At 71.1% G+C, this 20986-nt stretch carries 21 protein-coding genes and 1 pseudogene; 15 read left to right on the forward strand and 7 right to left on the reverse strand.

The features are described 5' to 3' along the window. The 8 genes from ABTX78_RS00020 to ABTX78_RS00055 form a co-directional block, all read left to right on the forward strand. Positions 1 to 432: hypothetical protein (locus ABTX78_RS00020; RefSeq protein ID WP_352204508.1), on the forward strand; the 432-nt coding region annotated here is incomplete at its 5' end. After that, positions 432 to 698, forward strand: coding sequence for a DUF4235 domain-containing protein (locus tag ABTX78_RS00025; RefSeq protein ID WP_352204509.1), 267 nt, complete (start codon positions 432 to 434; stop codon positions 696 to 698). The genes ABTX78_RS00020 and ABTX78_RS00025, both read left to right, overlap by 1 nt. A gap of 281 nt (positions 699 to 979) precedes the next feature. Continuing rightward, complete coding sequence (locus tag ABTX78_RS00030; protein WP_352204510.1) at positions 980 to 2197, forward strand: MFS transporter; 1218 nt, start codon at positions 980 to 982, stop codon at positions 2195 to 2197. 294 nt (positions 2198 to 2491) lie between these two features. Next, on the forward strand, positions 2492 to 3145 hold the full coding sequence (locus ABTX78_RS00035) for a TetR/AcrR family transcriptional regulator (RefSeq protein WP_352204511.1): 654 nt from the start codon (positions 2492 to 2494) through the stop codon (positions 3143 to 3145). A 232-nt stretch (positions 3146 to 3377) separates the two neighbouring features. Then, positions 3378 to 4988 carry an MFS transporter gene (locus ABTX78_RS00040; RefSeq protein WP_352204512.1) on the forward strand — a complete coding sequence of 537 codons (1611 nt, stop codon included), beginning with the start codon at positions 3378 to 3380 and terminating at the stop codon, positions 4986 to 4988. A gap of 204 nt (positions 4989 to 5192) precedes the next feature. Next, positions 5193 to 6113, forward strand: a complete 921-nt coding sequence (locus ABTX78_RS00045; protein ID WP_352204513.1) for a hypothetical protein — start codon at positions 5193 to 5195, stop codon at positions 6111 to 6113. 264 nt (positions 6114 to 6377) lie between these two features. Beyond that, a complete protein-coding gene (locus tag ABTX78_RS00050; RefSeq protein ID WP_352204514.1) occupies positions 6378 to 7580 on the forward strand; it encodes an epoxide hydrolase family protein in 1203 nt (400 codons plus the stop codon). 66 nt (positions 7581 to 7646) lie between these two features. Further along, positions 7647 to 8612 carry a nucleoside hydrolase gene (locus ABTX78_RS00055; RefSeq protein ID WP_352204515.1) on the forward strand — a complete coding sequence of 322 codons (966 nt, stop codon included), beginning with the start codon at positions 7647 to 7649 and terminating at the stop codon, positions 8610 to 8612. Positions 8613 to 8770: 158 nt separating this feature from the next. Here the strand turns inward: ABTX78_RS00055 and ABTX78_RS00060 are convergent, their stop codons facing one another. The 3 genes from ABTX78_RS00060 to ABTX78_RS00070 form a co-directional block, all read right to left on the reverse strand. Further along, positions 8771 to 9415 carry a hypothetical protein gene (locus tag ABTX78_RS00060; RefSeq protein WP_352204516.1) on the reverse strand — a complete coding sequence of 215 codons (645 nt, stop codon included), beginning with the start codon at positions 9413 to 9415 and terminating at the stop codon, positions 8771 to 8773. Then, on the reverse strand, positions 9415 to 10029 hold the full coding sequence (locus ABTX78_RS00065; protein WP_352204517.1) for a hypothetical protein: 615 nt from the start codon (positions 10027 to 10029) through the stop codon (positions 9415 to 9417). The genes ABTX78_RS00060 and ABTX78_RS00065 overlap by 1 nt, the downstream gene beginning before the upstream one ends. 335 nt (positions 10030 to 10364) lie before the next feature. Next, entirely contained in the window at positions 10365 to 10586 is a 222-nt protein-coding gene (locus tag ABTX78_RS00070; RefSeq protein ID WP_352204518.1) for a DUF5999 family protein, read from the reverse strand. Positions 10587 to 10942: 356 nt separating this feature from the next. On the opposite strand from ABTX78_RS00070, the gene ABTX78_RS00075 reads away from it, so the two are divergent. Beyond that, positions 10943 to 11425 (forward strand): DUF6069 family protein, encoded by a 483-nt coding sequence (locus ABTX78_RS00075; protein WP_352204519.1) that lies wholly within the window; start codon positions 10943 to 10945, stop codon positions 11423 to 11425. A 195-nt stretch (positions 11426 to 11620) separates the two neighbouring features. Here the strand turns inward: ABTX78_RS00075 and ABTX78_RS00080 are convergent, their stop codons facing one another. From ABTX78_RS00080 to ABTX78_RS00090, 3 genes and pseudogenes are all read right to left on the reverse strand, one after another. Then, entirely contained in the window at positions 11621 to 12811 is a 1191-nt protein-coding gene (locus tag ABTX78_RS00080; RefSeq protein ID WP_352204520.1) for a thiolase family protein, read from the reverse strand. A gap of 31 nt (positions 12812 to 12842) precedes the next feature. Continuing rightward, positions 12843 to 13482: pseudogene (locus ABTX78_RS00085) on the reverse strand (3-oxoacid CoA-transferase subunit B). Further along, complete coding sequence (locus tag ABTX78_RS00090) at positions 13482 to 14255, reverse strand: CoA transferase subunit A (protein ID WP_352204521.1); 774 nt, start codon at positions 14253 to 14255, stop codon at positions 13482 to 13484. Before ABTX78_RS00090 ends, ABTX78_RS00085 begins: the two are co-directional and overlap by 1 nt. Before the next feature lie 189 nt (positions 14256 to 14444). Between ABTX78_RS00090 and ABTX78_RS00095 the strand changes: the two genes are divergently transcribed. The 6 genes from ABTX78_RS00095 to ABTX78_RS00120 all read left to right on the forward strand — a co-directional run bounded on the left by ABTX78_RS00095 (position 14445) and on the right by ABTX78_RS00120 (position 19753). Next, positions 14445 to 16097 carry an IclR family transcriptional regulator domain-containing protein gene (locus ABTX78_RS00095; RefSeq protein WP_352204522.1) on the forward strand — a complete coding sequence of 551 codons (1653 nt, stop codon included), beginning with the start codon at positions 14445 to 14447 and terminating at the stop codon, positions 16095 to 16097. Positions 16098 to 16319: 222 nt separating this feature from the next. Further along, positions 16320 to 16787, forward strand: a complete 468-nt coding sequence (locus tag ABTX78_RS00100) for a DUF5709 domain-containing protein (RefSeq protein WP_352204523.1) — start codon at positions 16320 to 16322, stop codon at positions 16785 to 16787. 95 nt (positions 16788 to 16882) lie between these two features. Next, positions 16883 to 17929: a YihY/virulence factor BrkB family protein gene (locus ABTX78_RS00105; RefSeq protein WP_352204524.1), complete on the forward strand. Its 1047-nt coding sequence runs from the start codon at positions 16883 to 16885 to the stop codon at positions 17927 to 17929. 68 nt (positions 17930 to 17997) lie between these two features. Next, positions 17998 to 18732: a nucleotidyltransferase family protein gene (locus tag ABTX78_RS00110; protein WP_502993712.1), complete on the forward strand. Its 735-nt coding sequence runs from the start codon at positions 17998 to 18000 to the stop codon at positions 18730 to 18732. Further along, positions 18729 to 18983, forward strand: a complete 255-nt coding sequence (locus ABTX78_RS00115; protein ID WP_352204525.1) for a hypothetical protein — start codon at positions 18729 to 18731, stop codon at positions 18981 to 18983. The genes ABTX78_RS00110 and ABTX78_RS00115 overlap by 4 nt, the downstream gene beginning before the upstream one ends. Further along, the gene (locus ABTX78_RS00120) at positions 18980 to 19753 is read left to right on the forward strand and encodes a metallophosphoesterase family protein (RefSeq protein ID WP_352204526.1); all 774 of its coding nucleotides are present in this window, start codon (positions 18980 to 18982) and stop codon (positions 19751 to 19753) included. The genes ABTX78_RS00115 and ABTX78_RS00120 overlap by 4 nt, the downstream gene beginning before the upstream one ends. Positions 19754 to 20116: 363 nt before the next feature. On the opposite strand, the gene ABTX78_RS00125 is transcribed toward ABTX78_RS00120, so the two are convergent. Further along, positions 20117 to 20335: a hypothetical protein gene (locus ABTX78_RS00125; RefSeq protein ID WP_352204527.1), complete on the reverse strand. Its 219-nt coding sequence runs from the start codon at positions 20333 to 20335 to the stop codon at positions 20117 to 20119. Positions 20336 to 20986: the final 651 nt, after the last annotated feature.

The following is a 20986-nucleotide window of genomic DNA, read 5'->3' on the forward strand; positions in this document are numbered from 1 at the left end:
CAGGACGCGGCCGCACAGGGCAAGGCCCAGGCGCAGGAGAAGGCGGCCAAGGCCAAGACGCAGGTCCAGGACGCGGCCGCACAGGGCAAGGCCCAGGCGCAGGAGAAGGCCGCCAAGGCCAAGACGCAGGTCCAGGACGCGGCCGCACAGGGCAAGGCCCAGGTGCAGGAGACCGCGGCCCGCGTGGCGCACATCGCTCAGGACAAGACGCCCGAGCAGGTGCGCGAGAAGGCCGCTCAGGCCAAGGCGCAGATCGCGGAGACGGTGGCCACCGTGGCGCACACCTTCCAGGAGAAGGCGCCGGACGCGCTGACCGACAGGGCGAGCCAGGCCGGTGAGGTAGCGCGCCGCCGTAAGGGCCCGCTGCTACTCACCGCCGCCGCGGGTGTACTGGTGCTGGTTGCCGTCAAGCGCCGTGGCAGGAACCGCTGATGAAGGCGTCGAAGATCGCGTACAAGCCGGTCGGCATGGTCCTCGGTACCGTGAGCGGCATGATCGCGGGCGCCGCGTTCAAGCAGGCGTGGAAGGTCATCGGGCATCAGGACGACGCTCCCGACGCCACGGACCAGGACCGGTCTTGGCGTGAGATACTGATCGCCGCCGCTCTGCAGGGCGCGATTTTCGCCGTGGTGAAGGCCGCGGTGGACCGCAGCGGAGCGACCGCCACCTATCGGCTGACGGGCACCTGGCCCGGCTGAGGATGCTGTCCGGGTGCCCGGGGCGCACTGCGTGAAGCAGTCGGGCACCCGGGCAGCCCGGGTCCGGGGGCCTGTGTCCGTGTCCCCGTCGCGCCCGGTCGCACCCCTCTCACGCGGGAGAGAAATCCCGCGCCGCGCGTCGGCCGCCTTCGTACACTGAGGGCATGAACCGACGACGACATTGATCCACCACTGAAGGTCCGCACGGAACGGGCTGTCGAGCGCCGCCCACGGGACGAGCGCCGACGCCGCCATCCGTTCCGTTCGCAGAAGGACCTTCGATGCTCTTTCCCACCTCAGGCGTGCCCGCTCGCAACTGCGTGCCCGGCCCGCAGATCCGGCGGCTGGAGCGGACGCTCCTCGTGTCCGCCGGCTTCGAGGATCTGATCCTGCTCTATCCGGTCTACGCACTGCTCTTCGCCGAACACGGCCTGAGCACCGCGGAGGTCTCCTCCCTCTTCGCCATCTGGTCGGTGACCGGACTGCTGCTCGAAGTGCCTTCGGGTGTGTGGGCCGATGTGGTCTCCCGCCGGCTGCTTCTGATCATCGGGCCGCTGCTGTCGGCCGCCGGATTCGCCCTGTGGGTCGTGGCCCCGTCGTACGGGGCCTTTGCCGTCGGCTTCGTCCTCTGGGGCACCGGCGGTGCGCTGCGTTCCGGCGCGCAGGAGGCCCTTGTCTACGAGGAGCTCGACCGGCTCGGTGCCGCGTCGCGCTACGCCGGGCTGATGGGCCGCGCCGGGGCGGTGAGCATGGCCGCGACGGCGGTGGCCACCGCGGCGGCGGGCCCACTGTTCGCACTCGGCGGCTACGCGGCGCTGGGCACGGCCAGTGTCGTGGCGTGTGTGCTGTGCGCGGCCGCGGCGGCCTTTCTGCCCGAGCACCGGCCGGACAACTCGGCAGGACAGGACGACGAGGCCCCGGCAGCGGGTTACGCCGCGACGCTCAAGACAGCTCTGTCCGAGGTCCGCAGGAGCAGGGCGGTACGCCACGCCCTGCTGATGGCCGTTCTTCTGACCACGGTGTGGGGTGCGCTGGACGAGTATGTGCCGCTACTGGCCATGGAGATCGGAGCGTCGACGCGGGACGTGCCCTTTCTCGTCCTGGCCGTCTGGGTCGGTGTCACCCTCGGCAGCCTGCTCGCCGCGCGCGCCGAGCGTATGGCGGCGTGCACGACGGGTGCGGCCGTCGCGGTGGCGGGACTGCTCATGGCGGTGGGCGCGCTGTCCGGCAGCCCGTACGGCTTCCTGCTCCTCGCGTCCGCCTTTCTGGTATTCCAGATGGCCGACGTGGTCGCCGACGCCCGGTTGCAGGCGGCCATCCCCGGGCCGAGCAGGGCGACCGTGACCTCACTGGCGGGCCTGGGCACAAGTGTGTCGACGCTGCTGATGTACGCGGCTTACGGCACGGCGTCCCAATACACCGGCCACGGCACGTTGTTCGCCCTGTTCGCCGTGCCGTACGTCCTGATCGCGTTCGCTATGACGCGATCGGTGAGGTGAGGTCGACCACGACGGCGTACGGCTTCGCAAGCGACGGCCGACGTGCGGCGCTTACCGCCGGAAACCCCGCACGACCCGTCCCGTTCCTACTGTGCCGCAGTACAGTAAGGGCGCCGCCCATGGACGAAGGCGAGCCCGGCCGGGGGGCCGGGCCGCCGGGTGCGGGCGCTCGCCGTGCTCCGCCGACGACCGCGGCACCAACGGGTGCGAGGGTGTTTGCCCGGGCCTGTGCAAGCATGGGGACACCGACCGCGTCCTCCGGATCCGAGGAGGCCCGTCCCCCGGGGTACCGCCGTGACCAAGCCTGCCGCTCGCGAGCCGCAACGCAGCAATTCCCGCTCGAACCGGGCGCGGATCCTGGCCGTGGCGCGCCGCGAGCTGGCCGTCAACCCGGAGACCACCCTCGAGGAGATCGCGCGGGCCGCAGGCGTCGTTCGTCGTACCGTCTACGGTCACTTCGCCGGCCGGACCGCCTTGCTCGACGCTCTCGCCGACGAGGCGGCGGGCGTACTGCGGACGGCGGTCGACGTCGCGACCGCACCGCACGAGGACCCCGAGCGGGCATTCGCGCGTTTCGTCCTGACCATGTGGCCCATCGGCGACCGCTACCGGATGCTGCTCGCGCTCGCACGCCGCGATCTCGGCATGGAGCGCGTCACCGGCGTACTGGCGCCCGCACGCCGGGAAGTGACCGGCATCCTCGACCGGGGCCGGGCCGCGGGCACCTTCCACGCCCATGTGCCGCCGGCCGTGCTCAGCGCCGCACTGGAAGCCCTGACGCTCTCCCTGCTGGAGAGCGTCAACAGGCAGGCATGGAAGGACAACGGGGAAGCCACGGCGGTCACCACGCTGATCGCCGCCGGCGTGCCCGCGGAGCGGGCCGAGACTGTGGTGCGCGAGCTCGCGGAGTCGATCGACGTCGTCATCGAGCCCGACGACACTCTCTGATCCACCGCCCCTCACTCTCTGTCCACCACCCCTCTCGGGGGCTTCTCACCCACGCCGTACGGCTGCGACCAGCCGCGCTTCGGCGTGGGTTGCGACGTCCGCACACCCGCTCCCGCACGGGCTCGCAGCCTCGACGGGGAGCCCATTTGCACACGCCTGTGCAAGTAACTAGTCTGCACATGAGCGTGCAAATAGTGGTGCTCCCCCATCCCCTCCCTCGAAAGTCCAGACAATGCCTCTCCTCGCGAAGACGCCGGTCGACAGGATGGACACGCCCTACGCGCGGCGCTGGTGGGCGCTGCTGGTGCTGTGTCTCAGCCTGCTGATCATCGTGATGGCCAACACGTCACTGATCGTCGCGGCCCCCGACATGACCCGAGACCTGGGCCTGAGCAGCAGTGACCTGCAATGGGTGATCGACGGCTACACCGTGCCGTACGCCGCCCTGATGCTGGTGCTCGGCGCGATAGGCGACAAGTACAGCCGCCGGGGCGCCCTCGTCGTCGGTCTGCTGATCTTCGGTGCGGGATCGGTCATGGGAAGCCTCGTCGACGAGACCGGGCTGGTCATCGCCGCCCGCGGGATCATGGGCGTGGGCGCCGCCGTGATCATGCCGGCCACCCTGTCCCTGCTCGTGGCGACGTTCCCCCGCACGGAACGCGGCCGTGCCATCACCGCCTGGACCGCGACATCCGGCCTGGCGATCGCTGTCGGCCCGCTGGTCGCCGGCTTGCTGCTGGAGAACCACGCCTGGGGCTCCACCTTCCTGATCAACGTGCCCGTCGTGGTGCTCACCCTCATCGGGACCCTGACGCTGATCCCGCCGTCGAAGGCGGAGGGCATGGGCAGGCTCGACTTCGGCGGCGGACTGCTGTCCATCGTCTCGATCGCCGCACTCGTCTACGCGATCATCGAAGGGCCCCACTTCGGCTGGGGCACCGGTCCCGTGACGGCCGCGGTGGTGGCCGCCGCGGGCCTGCTGGTTTTCGTCCTGTGGGAGCTGCGTCACCCGCAGCCCATGCTGGACGTACGCAAGTTCAAGATCCGCTCCTTCAGCGGCTCCATGCTCGCCGTGCTGTTCTTCTTCTTCGGCACTTTCGGCTCGATCTACTACGCCACGCAGCACCTGCAGTTCGTGCTCGGCTACGGCGCGCTGGACACCGGCGTACGTCTACTGCCCCTCGCCGGCGCGGTGTTCGTGGGTGCCGCGCTCACCGGGCGCCTCACGCCCAAGGTGGGCATGAAGACAACCGTGGTGGCCGGCATGGTGATTGGCACCGTCGGCGTCCTTATGCTGACGCTGATCGACACGAACTCCACCTACACGGACTTCGTCGGGCCCCTGGTGCTGCTGGGCGTGGCGATCGGGCTGAGCGTGTCCCCCGCGACCGACACCATCATGTCGACGTTCCCGGAGAACGAACTGGGCGTCGGCGGCGGCGCCAACGACACCGCACTCGAACTCGGCGGATCACTGGGAATCGCCGTCCTCGGCTCGCTGCTCGGCACGACCTACCGCAACGAGCTGACCGACCTGGTCGGCAACCGGCTGCCCGCCGCGGCCCTCGACACCGCGAAGGACTCCGTCGGCGGAGGACTCGCCGTCGCCGAGCGCCTCGCCCAGGACCCGGCCGTCGGCCCCCAGCAGGCACAGGCGCTCGTGGGCGCCGTCCACCAGGCGTTCGCCCAAGCCGTGTCGAGCACCAGCCTGGTCGGCGGCATCACGATGGGCGCGGGCACGCTGCTGGTGCTGTTCGTCCTGCCGGGCCGCAGGCGGCGCAAGGCCGCGGCGGAGGATGCAGCGGCCACCGCGCCTGAGCAGGAGACCACGAAGGTCGGCTGAACCGTCCGGCGGTGAGCCTCTCCCGGGCTCGGGGCTCCCGGGCTCGGGGCTCGGGGGCTCCTGGGAGATGTGGTTCGCTCCCCGGAGCCGCGTCGGTCGCGGTCGTCGCCCCTCACACGCGCTCCCGCTCCGGCCGGGCTCCAGAAGCGACGCCGGTCCGGCGGTGGGAGAATCGATCACGGGGGCAGCGCCCGCTGGAGGACCGTGGATCTGGAAAGCGTGACCGACGAGCTGTACCAGCTCCTGCCCCAGGACTTCACGGCCGCGCGCAATGAACGCGCGGCCCGGGCCCGCACAGCGGGAGACCGCGAACTGGCGGCACGGATCAAGGAGCTGCGGCGTCCGACACTGTCCGCCTGGGCCAGCAACCTCCTCGTACGGCAGCAGCCGGAGAAGGTGCAGCCGCTGATCAGCCTGGGTGAAGGGCTGCGCCAGGCCCATCAGCAGCTCGACGGCGGGCAGCTGAGGGAGCTCGGCCGACAGCAGCACGCGCTCGTCGGCGCCCTGGCCCGGGAAGCCCGGAAGCTGGCGGAGGCGGCCGGCCAGTCGGTCGGCGAGACAGCACAGCACGAGATCGAGGACACGCTGCATGCCGTGCTCGCCGATCCTCGGGCGGCCGAGGAATGGGCAGCGGGACGTCTGGCCAGGCCGCTCAGCGCGCCCGTGGGTTTCGACGGCGCGGTGCAGACCACGGTGCCTCCCCGGGAGACACCTGCCACGCCGTCGGGCGGTTCGGCGAAGCCCGAGAAGCGGACGCAGCCCGGTACGCAGACGCGGTCGCGGGCCGAGGAGCGGGAACTGGCCAAGCAGCTCGACCGGGCCCGGAGGGCGGCCGAGACCGCCGAAGCCGCCGAGGAGAAGGCGAGTGCCCTGGAGGCGGAGCAGCGGGAGGCCGAGTCGGAGAGGGACCGGACGGACACCGCGCGGATCGAGGCCGAGGAGCGGGTGTCGGAGCTGGCCCGGGAGCTCAAGGCCGCCCAGCAGCAACAGAAGGAAGCCCGCGCGGAGGCACGGACCGCACGTGACGCCGCGAAGGCGGCCGAACAGGCCGCGAAGTCGGCGCGCCGGCAGGCATCGGCGGCGAGCAAGAAGGCCGAACGGCTGGCGGCGCAGACCCCCGAATGAGCCCCGGTGCGGCCGCCGGTGGCCCTCCCGGCCACACCCCGAGGTCCGCCACGCACCGGGCCGACGACCCGGATCTCCGCACCGCACCCGGCTCCGGCCTCCCCCCGGGAACCGGGAGGCCCTGACAGCCGCCCGGCCCGGGGTGCCGACCGGCCTGGACACCCGACCGGCCTGGAATGCCGACCGGCCTGGGGTGCCGATCGTGGGGAGCGTGCTGAAAACGCGTCGACAGACCGCCGCGGCAGAGGGATAGCATCCGTCGCCGTGACGACCTCGAACGACGACCGCATCCGCCCCTTCCGCATCGATATCCCGCAGAGTGAGCTCGACGACCTGCACGAACGCCTGGACCGCACCCGCTGGCCGGACGAACTGCCCGGGGCGGGCTGGGACTACGGGGCCCCGCTCGGCCACGTGCGGGAGCTCGTCCGGTACTGGCGGCACGAGTACGACTGGCGGGCGGAGGAGGCCGCACTCAACGCGTGGCCGCAGTTCACCACGACCGTCGACGGAGCGAGTGTCCACTTCGCCCACCTCCGGTCGCCGGAGCCGGACGCGACACCCCTGATCGTCACGCACGGCTGGCCGGGATCCGTCGTGGAGTTCGCCGCCATCGCCGGCCCGCTGACCGATCCGCGTGCGCACGGCGGCGATCCGGCCGACGCCTTCCACCTGGTGATGCCCAGCATCCCCGGCTTCGGACTGTCCGGCCCGACGAAGGAGCGCGGCTGGGAGTTCCAGCGGGTGGCCGCCGCCTTCGGCGAGCTGATGGCGCGACTGGGCTACAAGCGGTACGGCACGCAGGGCGGCGACTGGGGTGCGGCCGTCGCCCGTGAGCTCGGCCGGATCCACCGCGACCGGGTCATCGGCGTCCACCTCAACCTCCTGCCGGGTGCGGCCGCGTCGGAGGAGCCGGGTGCCGAGGAGACGGCCGCGCTGAGCCCGGCGGAGCGCGAGCGCACCCGCGCCTCCTGGGAGCGCAACAAGGTGTGGATCCGCGAGCGCCAGGGCTATGCCGACATCCAGGCGACCCGGCCGCAGACCCTGGCCTACGGACTGACGGACTCCCCCGTAGGCCAGCTGGCCTGGATCGCGGAGAAGTTCCACGAGTGGACGGACAGGCGAGAGCGCCCCGAGGGCGCTGTCGACCGCGACCACCTGCTCACCAACGTGATGCTGTACTGGCTGACGCGTACGGCCGGATCGTCCGCCCGCATCTACTACGAGCGCGCGCACGCGGCCTACTGGGGCGCGCCGCCGGAGCCGTCGGACACGCCGACCGCACTCGCCGTCTTCCCGATGGACAACTTCATTCCGCTGCGCCACATCGGGGAGCGGACGAACAACATCGTGCGCTGGACGGAGTTCGACCGCGGAGGGCATTTTCCGGCGATGGAGGTGCCGGAACTGCTGGTCGGCGACGTACGGGCGTTCTTCCGGAGCCCGGCCGTCCGGCGTCGGGACTGATGTCCGCCCCGCGGGACGGGACGAGGGGCACACTGAACACGCTGCCGACCGACGACGAGGAGCATTGTGCCGCCCGTTCCGATCATCATCGACTGCGATCCCGGACACGACGACGCGATCGCCCTCATGCTCGCCGCGGGCGACCCGGCGATCGATCTGCTCGCCATCACGACCGTGGCCGGCAATCAGACGCTGGAGAAGACCACGCTCAACGCGCGCCGCGTCTGTACGGTCGCCGGCATCACCGACGTGCCCATCGCGGCGGGGTGCGCACAGCCGCTCGTACAGCCCCTTCTCGTGGCCGAGGACGTGCACGGCGACTCGGGCATGGACGGCCCGCGGTTCGGGGAGCCGACGGTGGACACGGTTCCCGAGCATGCCGTGGAGCTGATGTACCGGATCCTCAACGAGCGTCCGGAGCCGGTGACCCTGGTGCCGACGGCGCCGTTGACGAACATCGCCCTCCTGCTCACCCGGTATCCCGACGCGGCCGCTCGTATCCGCGAGATCGTGCTCATGGGCGGCTCCACGGAGCGCGGCAACCGGACCCCGGCCGCCGAGTTCAACATCCATGTCGATCCCGAGGCCGCGGACATCGTGTTCCGTAGCGGTGTGCCGGTCACGATGTGCGGCCTCAACGTCACACACCAGGCGCCGGCAACCCCCGACGTACTGGCGCGGCTCGACGGCCTGGACACGGAACTGGGCCGTGTGTGCGTGGAGTTGATGACGTACTTCGCCTCCACGTATCAGCGGCTGTGGGGCTTCACCTCGCCGCCGGTGCACGATCCCGTCGCGGTGGCACGGGTCATCGACCCGGCGATCGTGCAGTGCGTCGACGCGCATGTGGCGGTCGAACTGCATGGCCGGTACACGCGCGGGGCGACGGTGGTCGATCTCCATCAGTATCTGGACCGGCCGGTGAACGCCCGGGTCGCCGTGCACCTGGAGACCGAGTTGTTCTGGGACCGGGTGATCGCGGCGGTCGACACGCTCGGGCGCCGGACGGCGGGCCCGCCCGCATCCGCGTAGGGCCTGCGCGTACCGGACGTCGAGCGGCGAATCCGCACGCGCACGGCGCACGCGCACGGACCACGCGCACGGATCACGCGCACGGATGAGGCCCGGCCGGTGGCCGGGCCTCATCCCTCGATGCCGGTCGATGTCCGCCGACATCCGTCGGGCACGCGCTACAGACGGAGCAGGCGTTCCGTCATCTCGCGGTAGGAGCGCAGCGCGAGGCGCAGATCCTCGGTGTCCGTCTCCCTCGGGCCGCCCTTCCCCTCGCCGTGCCAGTCGGCGCGCAGGGCGCGGCGCTGCTCGGTGAGCGCGGCCGTGATCTTCTGGGCGGCATCGTCCATGACCGCTGCCGCGTCCTCGACGGCGTGCCGCGGGGCGTCGACGAATCCGCTGAGGGAGTCGTGCAGCCGCCGGGCCAGCTTCTCTCGCTCGTCCTGCGCGATCAGATGACCGGCGGTCTTGTGCTCCTGCGGCTCGGCGTGCGTGTGGCCGGCCGCAGTCCCGTGCGGCACCGGAGTCTCGTGGGCCTCCGGAGTCCTGGGCGCCTCCGTGGCCTCGGTCCGCCGGGCGGTGTCGCCCGCCGCCACCGAACCGCCCTGGCCACGGGTGCCGGTCGTGGCGGTGGGCTCGACGAACGTCGCCGGTCCGGCGGGCTCGCGGGGCTCGACCGGTCGCCCGGAGCCGAGAGGCCTTGCCGTCTCCACCGGTTCGCCGGACTCGGACCGTTCGCGGGACGCGACCGGCTTCGCCGTCTCCACCGGGTCGGGGGTACCGACGCGCTTCGGTGCCGGGACCTGCTCCCTTTCGTACGCCATCACACGCCACTCCCCTTCGGCTTCAGCAGGTGGCCGCGGCGACCGCTCTCGGCAGGACGCTCACGGGTGGTGCGGGTGTCCTCGGGCCCGGCCTTGACCAGGGCCTCGAAGAGCCCGCGTGCCTCGACCATCGCCTCGCGCAGCTCCTCCGTACTCGACTCGGCGCGGGCGGCCAGGTGCATACGGCGGTAGCCTCCCACGTGTTCGGCGTGGTGCACGGAGAGAGCGTCCAGGTGCTCGTCGTGCTGCGAGGCCTCGGGGAAGCCCCGGTCCCGCGCGAGGCGGGCGACGAGCTTGTCCGCGTCGGCCACTGCCTGGGCCGGGGAGTCGACGAACTGCTCCTGGAGACCGGCCCACTGGGCGACGTACTGTTCACGCGCCTCGTTGGCGAGGGGCTTCGGCCTCAGGTCGCCGTGCCGCTTGACGCGTTCGTTCAGTTCGTGTTCCGTGGCCTTGGTGTCCCCGTCGTGGCGGGCGAGAACGCGGTCGTACTCGGGACCGAACCGGCGCTTGAGCCCCCGTCCGCCTCCCTTGCCCGGGCCGAGGTAGAACACCGCGGCGACGACGATCGCAAGTACCGCGACCAGTGCGACGATGGTCAGGACTGTGGACATGGCTGCCTTCCCGGTTCACGTGTCATGTGCCCAACTCGGTGAATTCGCTTGCTGGACGCCGTTCGAACGCCGGGTTGCCCGGATTGCAGCGGCCAAACCGGCGGTGCGGGGCGCCCCTTGCGCACGACGGACGGAAACACCGTCGGACGGGCCGGACGAGCGAGGACACGAGGGGCGGAACCGGTCGACTGTGGTGCCGGCGGTTTGCCGGGTCAGCTGGTGGTGCGCGAGGGCACCGGATCACACCAGGTGACCGGTGGCGGGGCTCCTGAGGGCCAGGTCTGGCGGCGTGCGCAGGTCTGGCGGCGTGGACCTGTTCAGGCGTCGTGGTCAGGTCAGGCGGCGACGGTCAACTGCCCACGCGACGGCGGGGTGGTGCCGAGAGGTCGGTGCGGCGGGATGATCTCGCCGTCCGGCAGCAGCTCCCCGGTGTCGTCGAAGACGACCGTGCCGTTGCACAGGAGACTCCAGCCCTGTTCGGGGTGGGCGGCGACGATACGTGCGGCGTCACGGTCGGTGTGGGCGGCGGTCGGGCAGGTGGGCCGGTGTGTGCACATCTCATGTCTCCGATTCCTGAGTCTCCGGGCTGTCTCTCATCGCGGCCGGTCTCGTGTCGAGGTCCGGGTCTCTCTTCAAGGATCTTGCGCGCCGTACGTCTTGTTCGTGTCACCGGATACGACCGGGCCGGCAACGAGAACTCATCGGACCGCGGCGGCCGTAGTGGCTTGCGTTCTCAGTTCCGTTCTGTGCTCCGTTGTGTGGTGCGCACGAGTCTGTCACCGGTGTCCGACAGTGCCGGCTCCGGCGATCCCGACACCTCGGAGAAAACTCTGCCGTAACCGATGAGTTCACGGCCACGGTCCCGTCTGCCTCGATGACAAATGCAACCCGCCATGCGCCAGGAGGCAGCATCGTGACCACCACGACCCTCACCACCGAGCCCCCTACCTCCCGTTCGGCCCGCGTGTTCCGTGCCACTGTGATCGCCCAGCCCGTGTGGCGGGCCGGTGTCGTCGCGGCCGTCGCGGGGGCGATCACGACCGAAGTCTTCGCCACCGTCGCCCGCGGCGCGGGCGTGCCATTGAAGGCGGCGAGTCCCGGTGCGGATGCGGCGGCCGCGATCCCGCCTCTCGGTTTCGCCTTCGGTGTGCTGTTCTGGACCGTCGTCGGCATCGTCCTCGCGGTGCTGCTGGCCCGCTTCGCGAAGCGTCCCGCCCGCACCTTCGCCGTCACGACCGTCGCGATGACCGTGCTCTCCCTCGCACCGCCGTTCATGGCTCCCCACACAGCGCTCTCGACCCAGATCGTCCTGGCCCTGTCTCATGTGGTCGCCGCGGCCGTGATCATCCCGGCGCTGACGGTCCGGCTGACGCACCGTCGTCCCACCGCGTCCTGACCGGTGTGAGTGCTGCGGACCGCCGCTCGGAGACCCGCGGACGCGGACAGGGTGGTGACCCCCGGATCCCGGGGGCCACCACCCTGTCCGTGCTTCTGCGGCCTCATCCGGTGGGCAGTCCGGTGCCGTTGTCCGCGAGTTCCGCCGCGCGGAAGAACTGCGGTGCCCTGCCGGGACTCGCCGCTCCCGTCACTGTCACCTCTCCAGGACGAGCGCCAGCCCCTGGCCCACGCCGATGCACAGGGCCGCGATGCCTGTGCCGGAGCCCGCCGCGGCGAGCTGGTGGGCCACTGCGCCGGTGATCCGGGCGCCTGACGCACCCAGCGGGTGGCCGATGGAGATGGCGCCGCCGCGCGGGTTGACCACGGCCGGGTCGAGTCCGGGCCACTGCCCGACACACGCGAGCGCCTGGGCCGCGAACGCCTCGTTGAGTTCAAGGGTGCTGAGGTCGCCGACCCCGCGGCCCGCCTTCTTGAGTGCGCGCTGGACGGCTTCGATGGGCCCGGCGCCGAAGTACTGCGGCTCGATGCCGGTCACGGCCGTGGCTCCGATTCGGGCCAGCGGTTCCCGGCCGGTGGCGCGCAGACCGTCCTCGTCGGTGAGCAGCAGAGCCGCGGCGCCGTCGTTGAGGGGTGAGGAGTTGCCCGCCGTGACCGTGCCGCCCTGTCGGAAGACGGGCTTCAGCTTGGCCAGTGCCTCGGTGGAGGTGTTGTCGCGGATGCACTCGTCACGGGCCAGGTCGGCGCCGTCGACGGGCACGACCTCGGAGTCGTACAGCCCCGCGTCCCAGGCACGGGCGGCCTTCTGGTGGCTGGCGAGCGCGAAGGCGTCCTGTGCCTCGCGGTCGATGCCGTAGCGGTCGGCGACCAGTTCGGCGCCTTCGCCCAGGGCGACCGTCCACTCCTTGGGCATCCGCGGGTTGACCATCCGCCAGCCGAGGGTGGTCGAGAACATCTCCTGGTGGCCCGCGGGGAAGGCGCGTTCGGGCTTGGGCACGACCCAGGGCGCGCGGCTCATGGACTCGACACCGCCCGCGACGGCGATGGACGCGTCCCCGACGGCGATGGCACGGGCCGCCTGGATGACGGCTTCCATCCCTGAGCCGCAGAGCCGGTTGACCGTGGCGCCCGGCACGGTGACGGGCAGCCCGGCCAGCAGCACGGCCATGCGCGCGACGTCTCTGTTGTCCTCCCCGGCCCCGTTGGCGTTCCCGAAGACGACGTCGTCGATACGCGCCGGGTCGAGGTCGGGCGTACGGGAGGCGAGGGCGCCGAGGACGCCAGCCGCGAGGTCGTCCGGCCGGACACCGGACAGGGCGCCGCCGTACTTGCCGAAGGGCGTGCGGACGGCGTCCACCACATAGACATCACGGAGGCGGTCGGTCATGTCAGCTCCTGGGTGCGGGCGTGAGGGGGTGTCAGGGGGTGGTGACGGACGGGCGCCCCGGTCCTCGCCGGACCTCGTCGGGGGTGACACCCGGCGCGGTCTCGACGAGCAGCAGCCCTTCCTCGGTGACGTCGAGGACGGCGAGGTCCGTCGGTGATGACGCGGTGCAGGCACTCCTTGCCGGTGAGCGGAAGCGTGCACTCCCGGACGATCTTCGGGGACCCGTCCCGGGCGGTGTGCTCGGTGAGCACGATGACCCGGCGGGCTCCGTGGACCAGGTCCATGGCGCCGCCCATCCCCTTGATCATTCTGCCGGGGACGGACCAGTTGGCGAGGTCCCCGGTGGCGGAGACCTGCATGGCACCGAGGACGGCGGTGTCGATGTGACCGCCGCGGATCATGCCGAAGGAGAGGGCGGAGTCGAAGAAGGCGTCCCCGGGCCGGACGGTGACGGTTTCCTTGCCCGCGTTGATGAGGTCGGCATCGATCTCATCTTCGGTCGGACAGGGCCCGACGCCGAGGATGCCGTTCTCGGAGTGGAGGACCACATCGACGCCCTCGGGCAGGAAGCCGGGGACGAGCGTGGGCAGGCCGATGCCGAGGTTGACGTACGTACCGTCGGTCAGCTCGGCGGGCGCGCGGGCGGCCATCTCGTTCCGCGTCCACGCCATCAGGCTCGTACCGTCCTCTTCTCGATCTGCTTGTCGGCGGCCTGCTCGGCGTCGAGCACGATCACGCGCTGCACGAACACTCCGGGGAGGTGGACGGCGTCGGGGTCCAACTCACCGGGTTCCACGAGCTCTTCGACCTCGGCGACGGTCACCCGCCCGGCCATCGCGGCGAGCGGGTTGAAGTTGCGTGCGGCCTTGTTGAAGACGAGGTTGCCGTAACGGTCCCCCTTCGCGGCCCGGACGAGCGCGAAGTCGGTGGTGATGCCGTACTCGAGGACGTGTTCCTGCCCGCCGAACACGCGGACTTCCTTGGCGGGGCTCGTCACGGCCGCCGCGCCTGCATCCGCGTCCGGCCCGGAGGGGGCGTAGCGGAGGGGCAGCCCGCCGTCCGCGACCTGGGTGCCGACACCGGCGCGGGTGTACAAGGCGGGGATGCCGCAGCCGCCGGCGCGCAGCCGTTCGGCGAGTGTGCCCTGCGGTACGAGCTCGACCTCCAGCTCGCCCCCGAGGTACTGCCGGGCGAACTCCTTGTTGTCCCCGATGTAGGAGCCGGTGACACGGGCGATACGGCCGGCGGCGAGCAGGGTGCCGAGACCCCCGCCGTCGACCCCGCAGTTGTTGGAGACCACCTGCAGTCCGCGGCTCCCACCGGCGAGGACGGCCGCGATCAGGGTGTTCGGCACTCCGCTCAGGCCGAAGCCGCCGACCGCCAGGGAGGCGTGGTCCCTGATGTCGCCGACCGCGTCGGCGGCGCTCTGCTTGACCTTGTCCATCGCGGAGGTTCCTCGTCAGGGGCGGAAGCACTGGCAGGGATGCAGTGGTTCGCCAGATGAACTACAGTTCATTTTTCACTCGGACGAGTGTGCGTTCATCGGCCACGCGATGTCAACGGCCCCACGGGCCTGCTGCTGGCCGAACCCGGGCTCCAGGACATCGACGCACGACGACCGCACGGAGGGCCGATGACCGTGACGACCCCGATCCCCGACGCGGCGCCCCGGGAGGCCGTGGGTCCGCTGATGCGCGGTGTCGCCGTCCTCGAGGACATCAGCGAGGCGGGCGGACGAGCCACCGTCAGCGAGCTCGTACGCTCCACCGGACTCGCCCGCTCCACCGTCGACCGGATCACCGCGACCCTGGCGCGCATGGGCTACCTCCGGCTCGCCGAGCACACCGCCGTCCTGGCGCCCCGGCTGATGGAACTGGGGAACGCCTACCTCGCCGCGATCCGGGTGCCCGGCCCGCTCGGCCCGCTCGCGGAAGAGCTCGCCGACGCTCTCGACGAGTCCGTCTCGCTGGCCGTGCCCGACGGCGACGGCATCCGCTTCGTCCACCGGACGAGGCGGCGGCGGGCGATGTCGCTCACCTTCCGCATCGGGGACCTGCTGCTGGCCGAACGTACCGCGCAGGGAGCGGTGTTCGCCGCATCCTGGAGCGAGGAGGAGTGGTCCCAATGGCGCGCACGGCGCGGCGCCACCCCGCACAATCTCGCCTTCCCGCCGGCTGCGGACCGCGCCGAAGGGGGTCTCGGCTTCGAGGAGCGTGCCCTGCAGGCCCGTACGCAGGGATGGGCCCTGGACGACCAGCTCGTGGAACCGGGCCTGATCACACTCGCCCTTCCGGTCCGCTCCCCCGACGGCCGGGTGGTCTGCGCCGTGGGCGTGGTCAGCCACACCAGCCGTCACACCTCGGCCTCGATGCGCGAGTCGCTGCTGCCGCGGGCGCGGAACACCGTGGCCGCGATGGAGGAGCGACTGAGAACGAGCCGGGTCGAGACCGAGGTCCGGTCCAGCGGGCTCGCCGCCTGGACAGGCGCCTCCAAAAAGGAACTCGGCGCCGAGTTCGTCGAGTCGCTGGCGCGTGGGCTGACCGTGCTCACCGCCTTCGGGGAGGGCCGCGCGGAACTCACGCTCGCCGCGGTCGCCCAGGCCACCGGACTCGCGCGCGCCACCGCCCGCCGTGCGCTGATCACCCTGGAGCACCTCGGACACGTGGAGGCAGGCGAGCGGGCTTTCCGCCTCACCCCGAAGGTGCTGACGCTCGGGTATCCGCCGCTGTCGCGCATCACGCTCCCGGACATCGCCTCACCGCATCTGGCGACCCTTGTGCGCAAGGTGCACGACTCGGCGTCCCTGGCGGTGCTGGACGGCGATGCCATCCAGTACACGGCCCGGGTCGCGACCGGTCGCATCATGAGCGTCAACATCGGGATCGGCACGAGATTTCCGGCGTACGCGGCTTCCATGGGGCGCGTCCTGCTGGCCGACCTGCCGGCACGGGAGCGGGCGGCCCTGCTGACGCGTACGGAACTGCGCGCGCTGACCTCCCGGACCGTCACCGACCGGGAACGGCTCGACGCCGTTCTCGCCCAGGTGGTGCGGGACGGCTACGCGCTGGTCGACGAGGAGCTCGAAGAGGGCCTGCGCTCCCTGGCCGTGCCGGTACGAGATCACGGCGGACGAGCGGTCGGGGCCGTGAACGTCGCCATGCACAGCAGCCGCCGCACCGTGGACCAGTGCCTGGCGGAGGTACTGCCCACGCTGCGGGCGGCGGCCGCCCGGATCGAGGCCGATCTGCGCATCGCCGGACGCTTCACCAGGATCCCGTCGTCCTGAGCGGTGCGCCGCCCCCGCGCGCACGGCCTGAACAGGTCCCCCCTGCGGCTGTGGACGCCGCCCACATGGCACCCGGACATCCCAGCAGTCCCAGTGGTTTACCCGCTTCTCTTCGGGCACCCGGAATGTGCGACTTTGCGCGTACGCACGTCGGTGCGGCACGCGCACCGAGTCGTGCCCGCCCATCACGGGACCGAACTCACGGGAGACGAGGAGCCTGACATGTCCGACGATGCACGTGGCGACGACGTGTACCAGCCCGACGCGACGGAGACCCAGAACCGTCCGACCGACGACCTCGACCTGGAGAACGCGATCGACGAGCGGGATCTGGACGACATCGTCGAGGAAGGCTACTCACCGCCCGAGCGCCCGTTGGGTGTGGGGAAGCACGGCACCACCGGCGAGGAACAGCGGGAGGGCGAGTCCCTCGATCAGCGGCTCGCCCAGGAGACCCCGGACATCGAGCCGGAGCCGGGCGACGGGATCGGCGATCTGCCCCGCGGCGAGGGCGAGCCCCTCGACGACGAGGCGGGAGACGACCGCTCCGGCCGGCTCACCCAGGACGGCTACGCGTCCCGTCAGTACAACGACGTGACCGCCCGTGACGTCGGCATCGACGGAGGCGCGGCGTCCGCGGAGGAAGCCGCGATGCACACGATTCCCGACGAGGAGGACGGCGCCCCGTAGCCGCTGCGGGCCCGCCGGGCAACCTCAGGACCACCTCAGGGCGGGACTTCTGCCGGGCAGGTGACTTCAGCGGTTTTGCGGTTACCCGTAACGGCATGGCACGTATCTGGCACACCAAGGAACAGCCTCCGGAACACGCCGAGGACACCTCGGCGCAGACCGGGAACCCCCCTCCGGGTGAGTCCGATGAGGCCCCGGACACTCCCGCGGAACTGCCCAAGAAGTCGTGGTGGGCGGTGCTGCGCCGGACGGTCACGGAGTTCAAGGACGACGAACTCGCGGACCGGGCCGCCGCGCTCACGTACTACGGAGTGCTCGCGCTGTTCCCGGCGCTGCTGGTTCTCGTGTCACTGCTCGGCGTCGCGGGGAAGTCCACGACGCAGTCGATTCTCGACAATCTCGAGAAGCTCACCCCCGGGTCGGCGCGCCAGATCATCTCCGACGCCGTCGAGCAGCTCCAGGCCGGCAGCGGCACGGGATCCGTCCTGGCGATCGTCGGCCTGCTGGCGGCGCTGTGGTCGGCCTCGGGCTATGTGGCGGCGTTCATCCGCAGCTCCAACGCCGTCTACGACATCCCCGAGGGCCGCCCGGTCTGGAAGGTCACTCCCCTGCGCCTCGTCGTCACGGTGGTGTTGATGGTGCTGGCCTGCGTCAGTGCGCTGATCGTCGTGTTCACGGGCGGGATCGCCCGCCAGGTGGGCAGCGCCCTCGGCATCGGGGACACCGCGCTGACGGTGTGGTCCATCGCGAAATGGCCCGTCCTGGTCCTGCTGGTCACCATCATGATCGCCATCCTGTACTGGGCCTCCCCGAACGCGAAGGGGCGCGGTTTCAAGTGGGTCACCCCCGGCAGCTTCCTGGCCCTGTTGATCTGGATCGCGGCATCCGCCGGCTTCGCCATCTACGTGGCGAACTTCGGTTCGTACAACAAGACCTACGGCACTCTCGCCGGCGTGATCATCTTCCTGGTGTGGCTGTGGATCACCAATCTGGCGATCCTCCTGGGCCTGGAGTTCGACGCCGAGATGGCGCGGGAGCGGGCCATCGTCGGAGGGCACCCCGCGGACGAGGAACCGTACGTCCAGCCCCGTGACACCCGGGCCTGGAGCGATGAGGAGCGCAGGGAAATGGGCACGGAGTGAAGAGGGACCACGCCACAGGCCGGGGGGCCGACAGTGCCCGGCCGGCCGACGAGGAGGACGGTGCACTCGTGAGCAAGCACTCTCAGGACGCCACGCAGCTCGGCGACCGCGCGGAGCCGACCGGCCTGCACCTGGCCGTCGGCAGCCCGGCGACGGGTCTCCCCGCGGAAGCCGCCCAGGTGGCCGGCCGGCGGAGCAGCCCATGGCCCCTGCCGCCGGACCGTACGCAGGCCATCCTGGAAGCCACCAAGCACGTCGCCGCACGGCTCAAGAGCGGCGGACACCCCTTCGCCCTCGTGGGCAGCGTCGCCGCCTACGCACACGGGGTGCCCGCGAGCTTCCAGCACGACGTGGACTTCTGCATCCTGCGCGAGGACGCCGAGGCGGTGACGCAGGAGCTGGAGGCGGCAGGCGTCGAGGTCCGTACGCCTCCCGAGGACTGGCTGATCAAGGCCCGCAGCCACGGCGAGGAGATCGACCTGATCTTCGAGCTCGCCCAGCGGCCCGTGACGCACGAACTGCTGGACCGGGCGGAGATCCTGCCGGTGGACTCGGTCCGCATGCCGGTGCTCTCCCCGACCGACCTGGTGAGCAGCCTGATGGCCGCGTTCTCGGAGCACCACTGCGACTTCGGCGCCGTCCTGCCGATCGCCCGGACCCTGCGGGAGAAGATCGACTGGGACCGGCTGCGCCGGGACTACGAGGACGTCCCGATGCCCGACGCCTTCCTCTACCTGCTGGAACGCCTGGAGATCATCGACGAGCGGGACAGGGACACCGAGAAGGGGGACGAGGACTCATGAGCCACACCGAAACCGCCGAGTACCGCATCGCCCATCTCCGCGAGCGCCTGGCGGAGGGATCCGCCGCGGAGATGGGCGTGCGGATCGAGATGCGCGGCGACAGCGTCCTGCTGTCCGGCAGCGTGCCGAGCGCCGCCTGCCGCGACGAGATCCTGCGTATCGCCGAGGACGAGCTCTTGGGACTGCCCGTCCGCGAGGACCTGGTGGTGGTGTGTGCCACCGCCCCCGACCACCCCGAGGAGCTGGCGTGATCCGCGTAGCAGCAGTCGGCGACATCCATATGGCCCCGGACAGCGCCGGCGTACTGCGCCCCGCCTTCGAGACCCTGAGCGAGTGCGCGGATCTGCTGCTCCTCGCCGGGGACCTGACACGGCACGGGACGCTCGACGAGGCCGCGGTCGTGGCCCGGGAGGTGACCGGCCTGGACGTGCCGGTAGTGGCCGTGCTGGGCAACCACGACTACCACAGCGATCTCCAGACCGAGATCGCGCAACTGCTCGGCGAGGCCGGCGTCACCGTGCTGGAAGGCGACGGCACGGTGCTCGACATCGGCGGCGTACGGGTCGGGATCGCCGGGACCAAGGGCTTCGGCGGGGGCTTCGCGGGACGCGAGGGCGGCGATTTCGGCGAGCCCGAAATGAAGAACTTCATCCGCGTGACCAAACGGTGCTCGGAGGAACTGCGGCGCTCCCTGGAGGACCTGACGGAACGCGGCTGCACCGTCCGTATCGCGCTGACGCACTACGCGCCGGTGGCGGACACACTGGCGGGCGAACCACTGGAGATCTTCCCCTTCCTCGGCAGCTATCTGCTGGCGGAGGCGATGGACGCGGCGGGCGCCGATCTCGCCGTGCACGGGCACGCACATCACGGGGCCGAGCACGGGATGACCAGCGGCGGTGTACGGGTGCGCAATGTCGCCCAGCCGGTGATCGGCCGGGCGTTCGCCGTCTATCACCTCGCCGTCCACGACGACGCGCGGGCCCACGCCGCGAGTACCGGAGCGGGCGCCGTCCACTGAGGCCGCGAGGGCCGTCACGGCCTCGGATTCCGGGGAAACGCCCCGGAGCCGGCCGAGATGATCGACGTGGTGGGGCCCCAGGGCCGGGTCACACCGACGCCGACCGCGGCGGCATGAGGCACATCACATGCCGGAACGGTGAATACCGGAACAACGGGGGCCGGTCGCCCGTTGAGCGGTATGTGGCTGCGGAGGGGACAGTGTCCCCGGGCCCTACCCATAGCCCATGGGGAAGATCGTTCGGCTGAAGCCCCATGGAGCCTTTCGCCGCGAGGCGACCGCCCTCCGTTTCCACCTCATACCGCCCCGGCTGGACTCCCCCCTCCAGCCGGGGCTTCCTCATGTCCCGACGCGGCCCGCTCCTCAGGGGTGCGGCCAGTCGTCGACTCCGCCGCCACGCCACTCGATCAGATCCGAGTCGGACAGATCGATGACCTCGTCCTGCCTACCGAGTTCCTTGCGCAGCAGTTCCGCGAGGTCGCCGCGGCCGTGCGCGAGACCGGCGATCTGTCCGTGGATGGTCACTCTTCGGCCGCCGCTGGGCGACGGTGGGTGAACGATGACCGGTGGGTGAGGAGGCATGCCTCCACCGTGCCTCGCACGGAGCACGAATGCATCCCGGACGCCACAACCCGATGAATCCGGCAACCCGATGAGGCCGGCGCACACGACAGTCCTGTGACGGAGACCGAACGGACAGACGTCCGGAGCCCGGACGCGCGACCTGATCATCACCGGGAACATCACGCTCGACGAGTCATCGACGCGGCAGAGGGCTGGTTCGGCCCCGCCGGGGTCGACGCCGAGTCGGACCGGTCCGACATCGAGGCAGCACTCGGGACCAGAGGGCGGCCGCCGACGCGCCCCTCGGGAGGGTGACCTTCGAGGAGATGCGCGGCTTCCGGCCCGGCAGGCCGACGGCACGACAGCCGTGTCGGACCACCTCAACTCGGTGTCCACGTACGTGGTGTCCGCACCCTGGACGATCCCGAGTGGGACAACATCACCATCCTGCGCGGCGGCGTCACGCAGGAGGCGCGGGCGCAGAGTTCGCACCGGGCAGGACATCGTCACCACGGGCAGCATCTCTTCGAGAAACGCCGACAAGGTGCCGCGACTGCGCCTGTTGGAGACCCGGCCGTTCAACTCCTGTGTGCTGCTGCCGCGTTACCGCACCACCTGGGGTCGGGCGCCGTCCGCGACGGCGAGGGCGGGGTTCGTCGGCCGGGAGCT

It is taken from the genome of Streptomyces sp. NPDC096193, assembly GCF_040302905.1.
In the GTDB taxonomy this organism is placed as follows: Bacteria; Actinomycetota; Actinomycetes; order Streptomycetales; family Streptomycetaceae; genus Streptomyces.

Bases quoted from the DNA above. Each gene is read 5' to 3' on its own strand.
- ABTX78_RS00025 (WP_352204509.1), top strand. From the start codon at position 432: ATGAAGGCGTCGAAGATCGCGTACAAGCCGGTCGGCATGGTCCTCGGT.
- ABTX78_RS00030 (WP_352204510.1), top strand. From the start codon at position 980: ATGCTCTTTCCCACCTCAGGCGTGCCCGCTCGCAACTGCGTGCCCGGC.
- ABTX78_RS00040 (WP_352204512.1), top strand. From the start codon at position 3,378: ATGCCTCTCCTCGCGAAGACGCCGGTCGACAGGATGGACACGCCCTAC.
- ABTX78_RS00060 (WP_352204516.1), bottom strand. From the start codon at position 9,415: ATGGCGTACGAAAGGGAGCAGGTCCCGGCACCGAAGCGCGTCGGTACC.
- ABTX78_RS00065 (WP_352204517.1), bottom strand. From the start codon at position 10,029: ATGTCCACAGTCCTGACCATCGTCGCACTGGTCGCGGTACTTGCGATC.
- ABTX78_RS00070 (WP_352204518.1), bottom strand. From the start codon at position 10,586: ATGTGCACACACCGGCCCACCTGCCCGACCGCCGCCCACACCGACCGT.
- ABTX78_RS00080 (WP_352204520.1), bottom strand. From the start codon at position 12,811: ATGACCGACCGCCTCCGTGATGTCTATGTGGTGGACGCCGTCCGCACG.
- ABTX78_RS00090 (WP_352204521.1), bottom strand. From the start codon at position 14,255: ATGGACAAGGTCAAGCAGAGCGCCGCCGACGCGGTCGGCGACATCAGG.
- ABTX78_RS00095 (WP_352204522.1), top strand. From the start codon at position 14,445: ATGACCGTGACGACCCCGATCCCCGACGCGGCGCCCCGGGAGGCCGTG.
- ABTX78_RS00100 (WP_352204523.1), top strand. From the start codon at position 16,320: ATGTCCGACGATGCACGTGGCGACGACGTGTACCAGCCCGACGCGACG.
- ABTX78_RS00105 (WP_352204524.1), top strand. From the start codon at position 16,883: ATGGCACGTATCTGGCACACCAAGGAACAGCCTCCGGAACACGCCGAG.
- ABTX78_RS00115 (WP_352204525.1), top strand. From the start codon at position 18,729: ATGAGCCACACCGAAACCGCCGAGTACCGCATCGCCCATCTCCGCGAG.
- ABTX78_RS00125 (WP_352204527.1), bottom strand. From the start codon at position 20,335: ATGCCTCCTCACCCACCGGTCATCGTTCACCCACCGTCGCCCAGCGGC.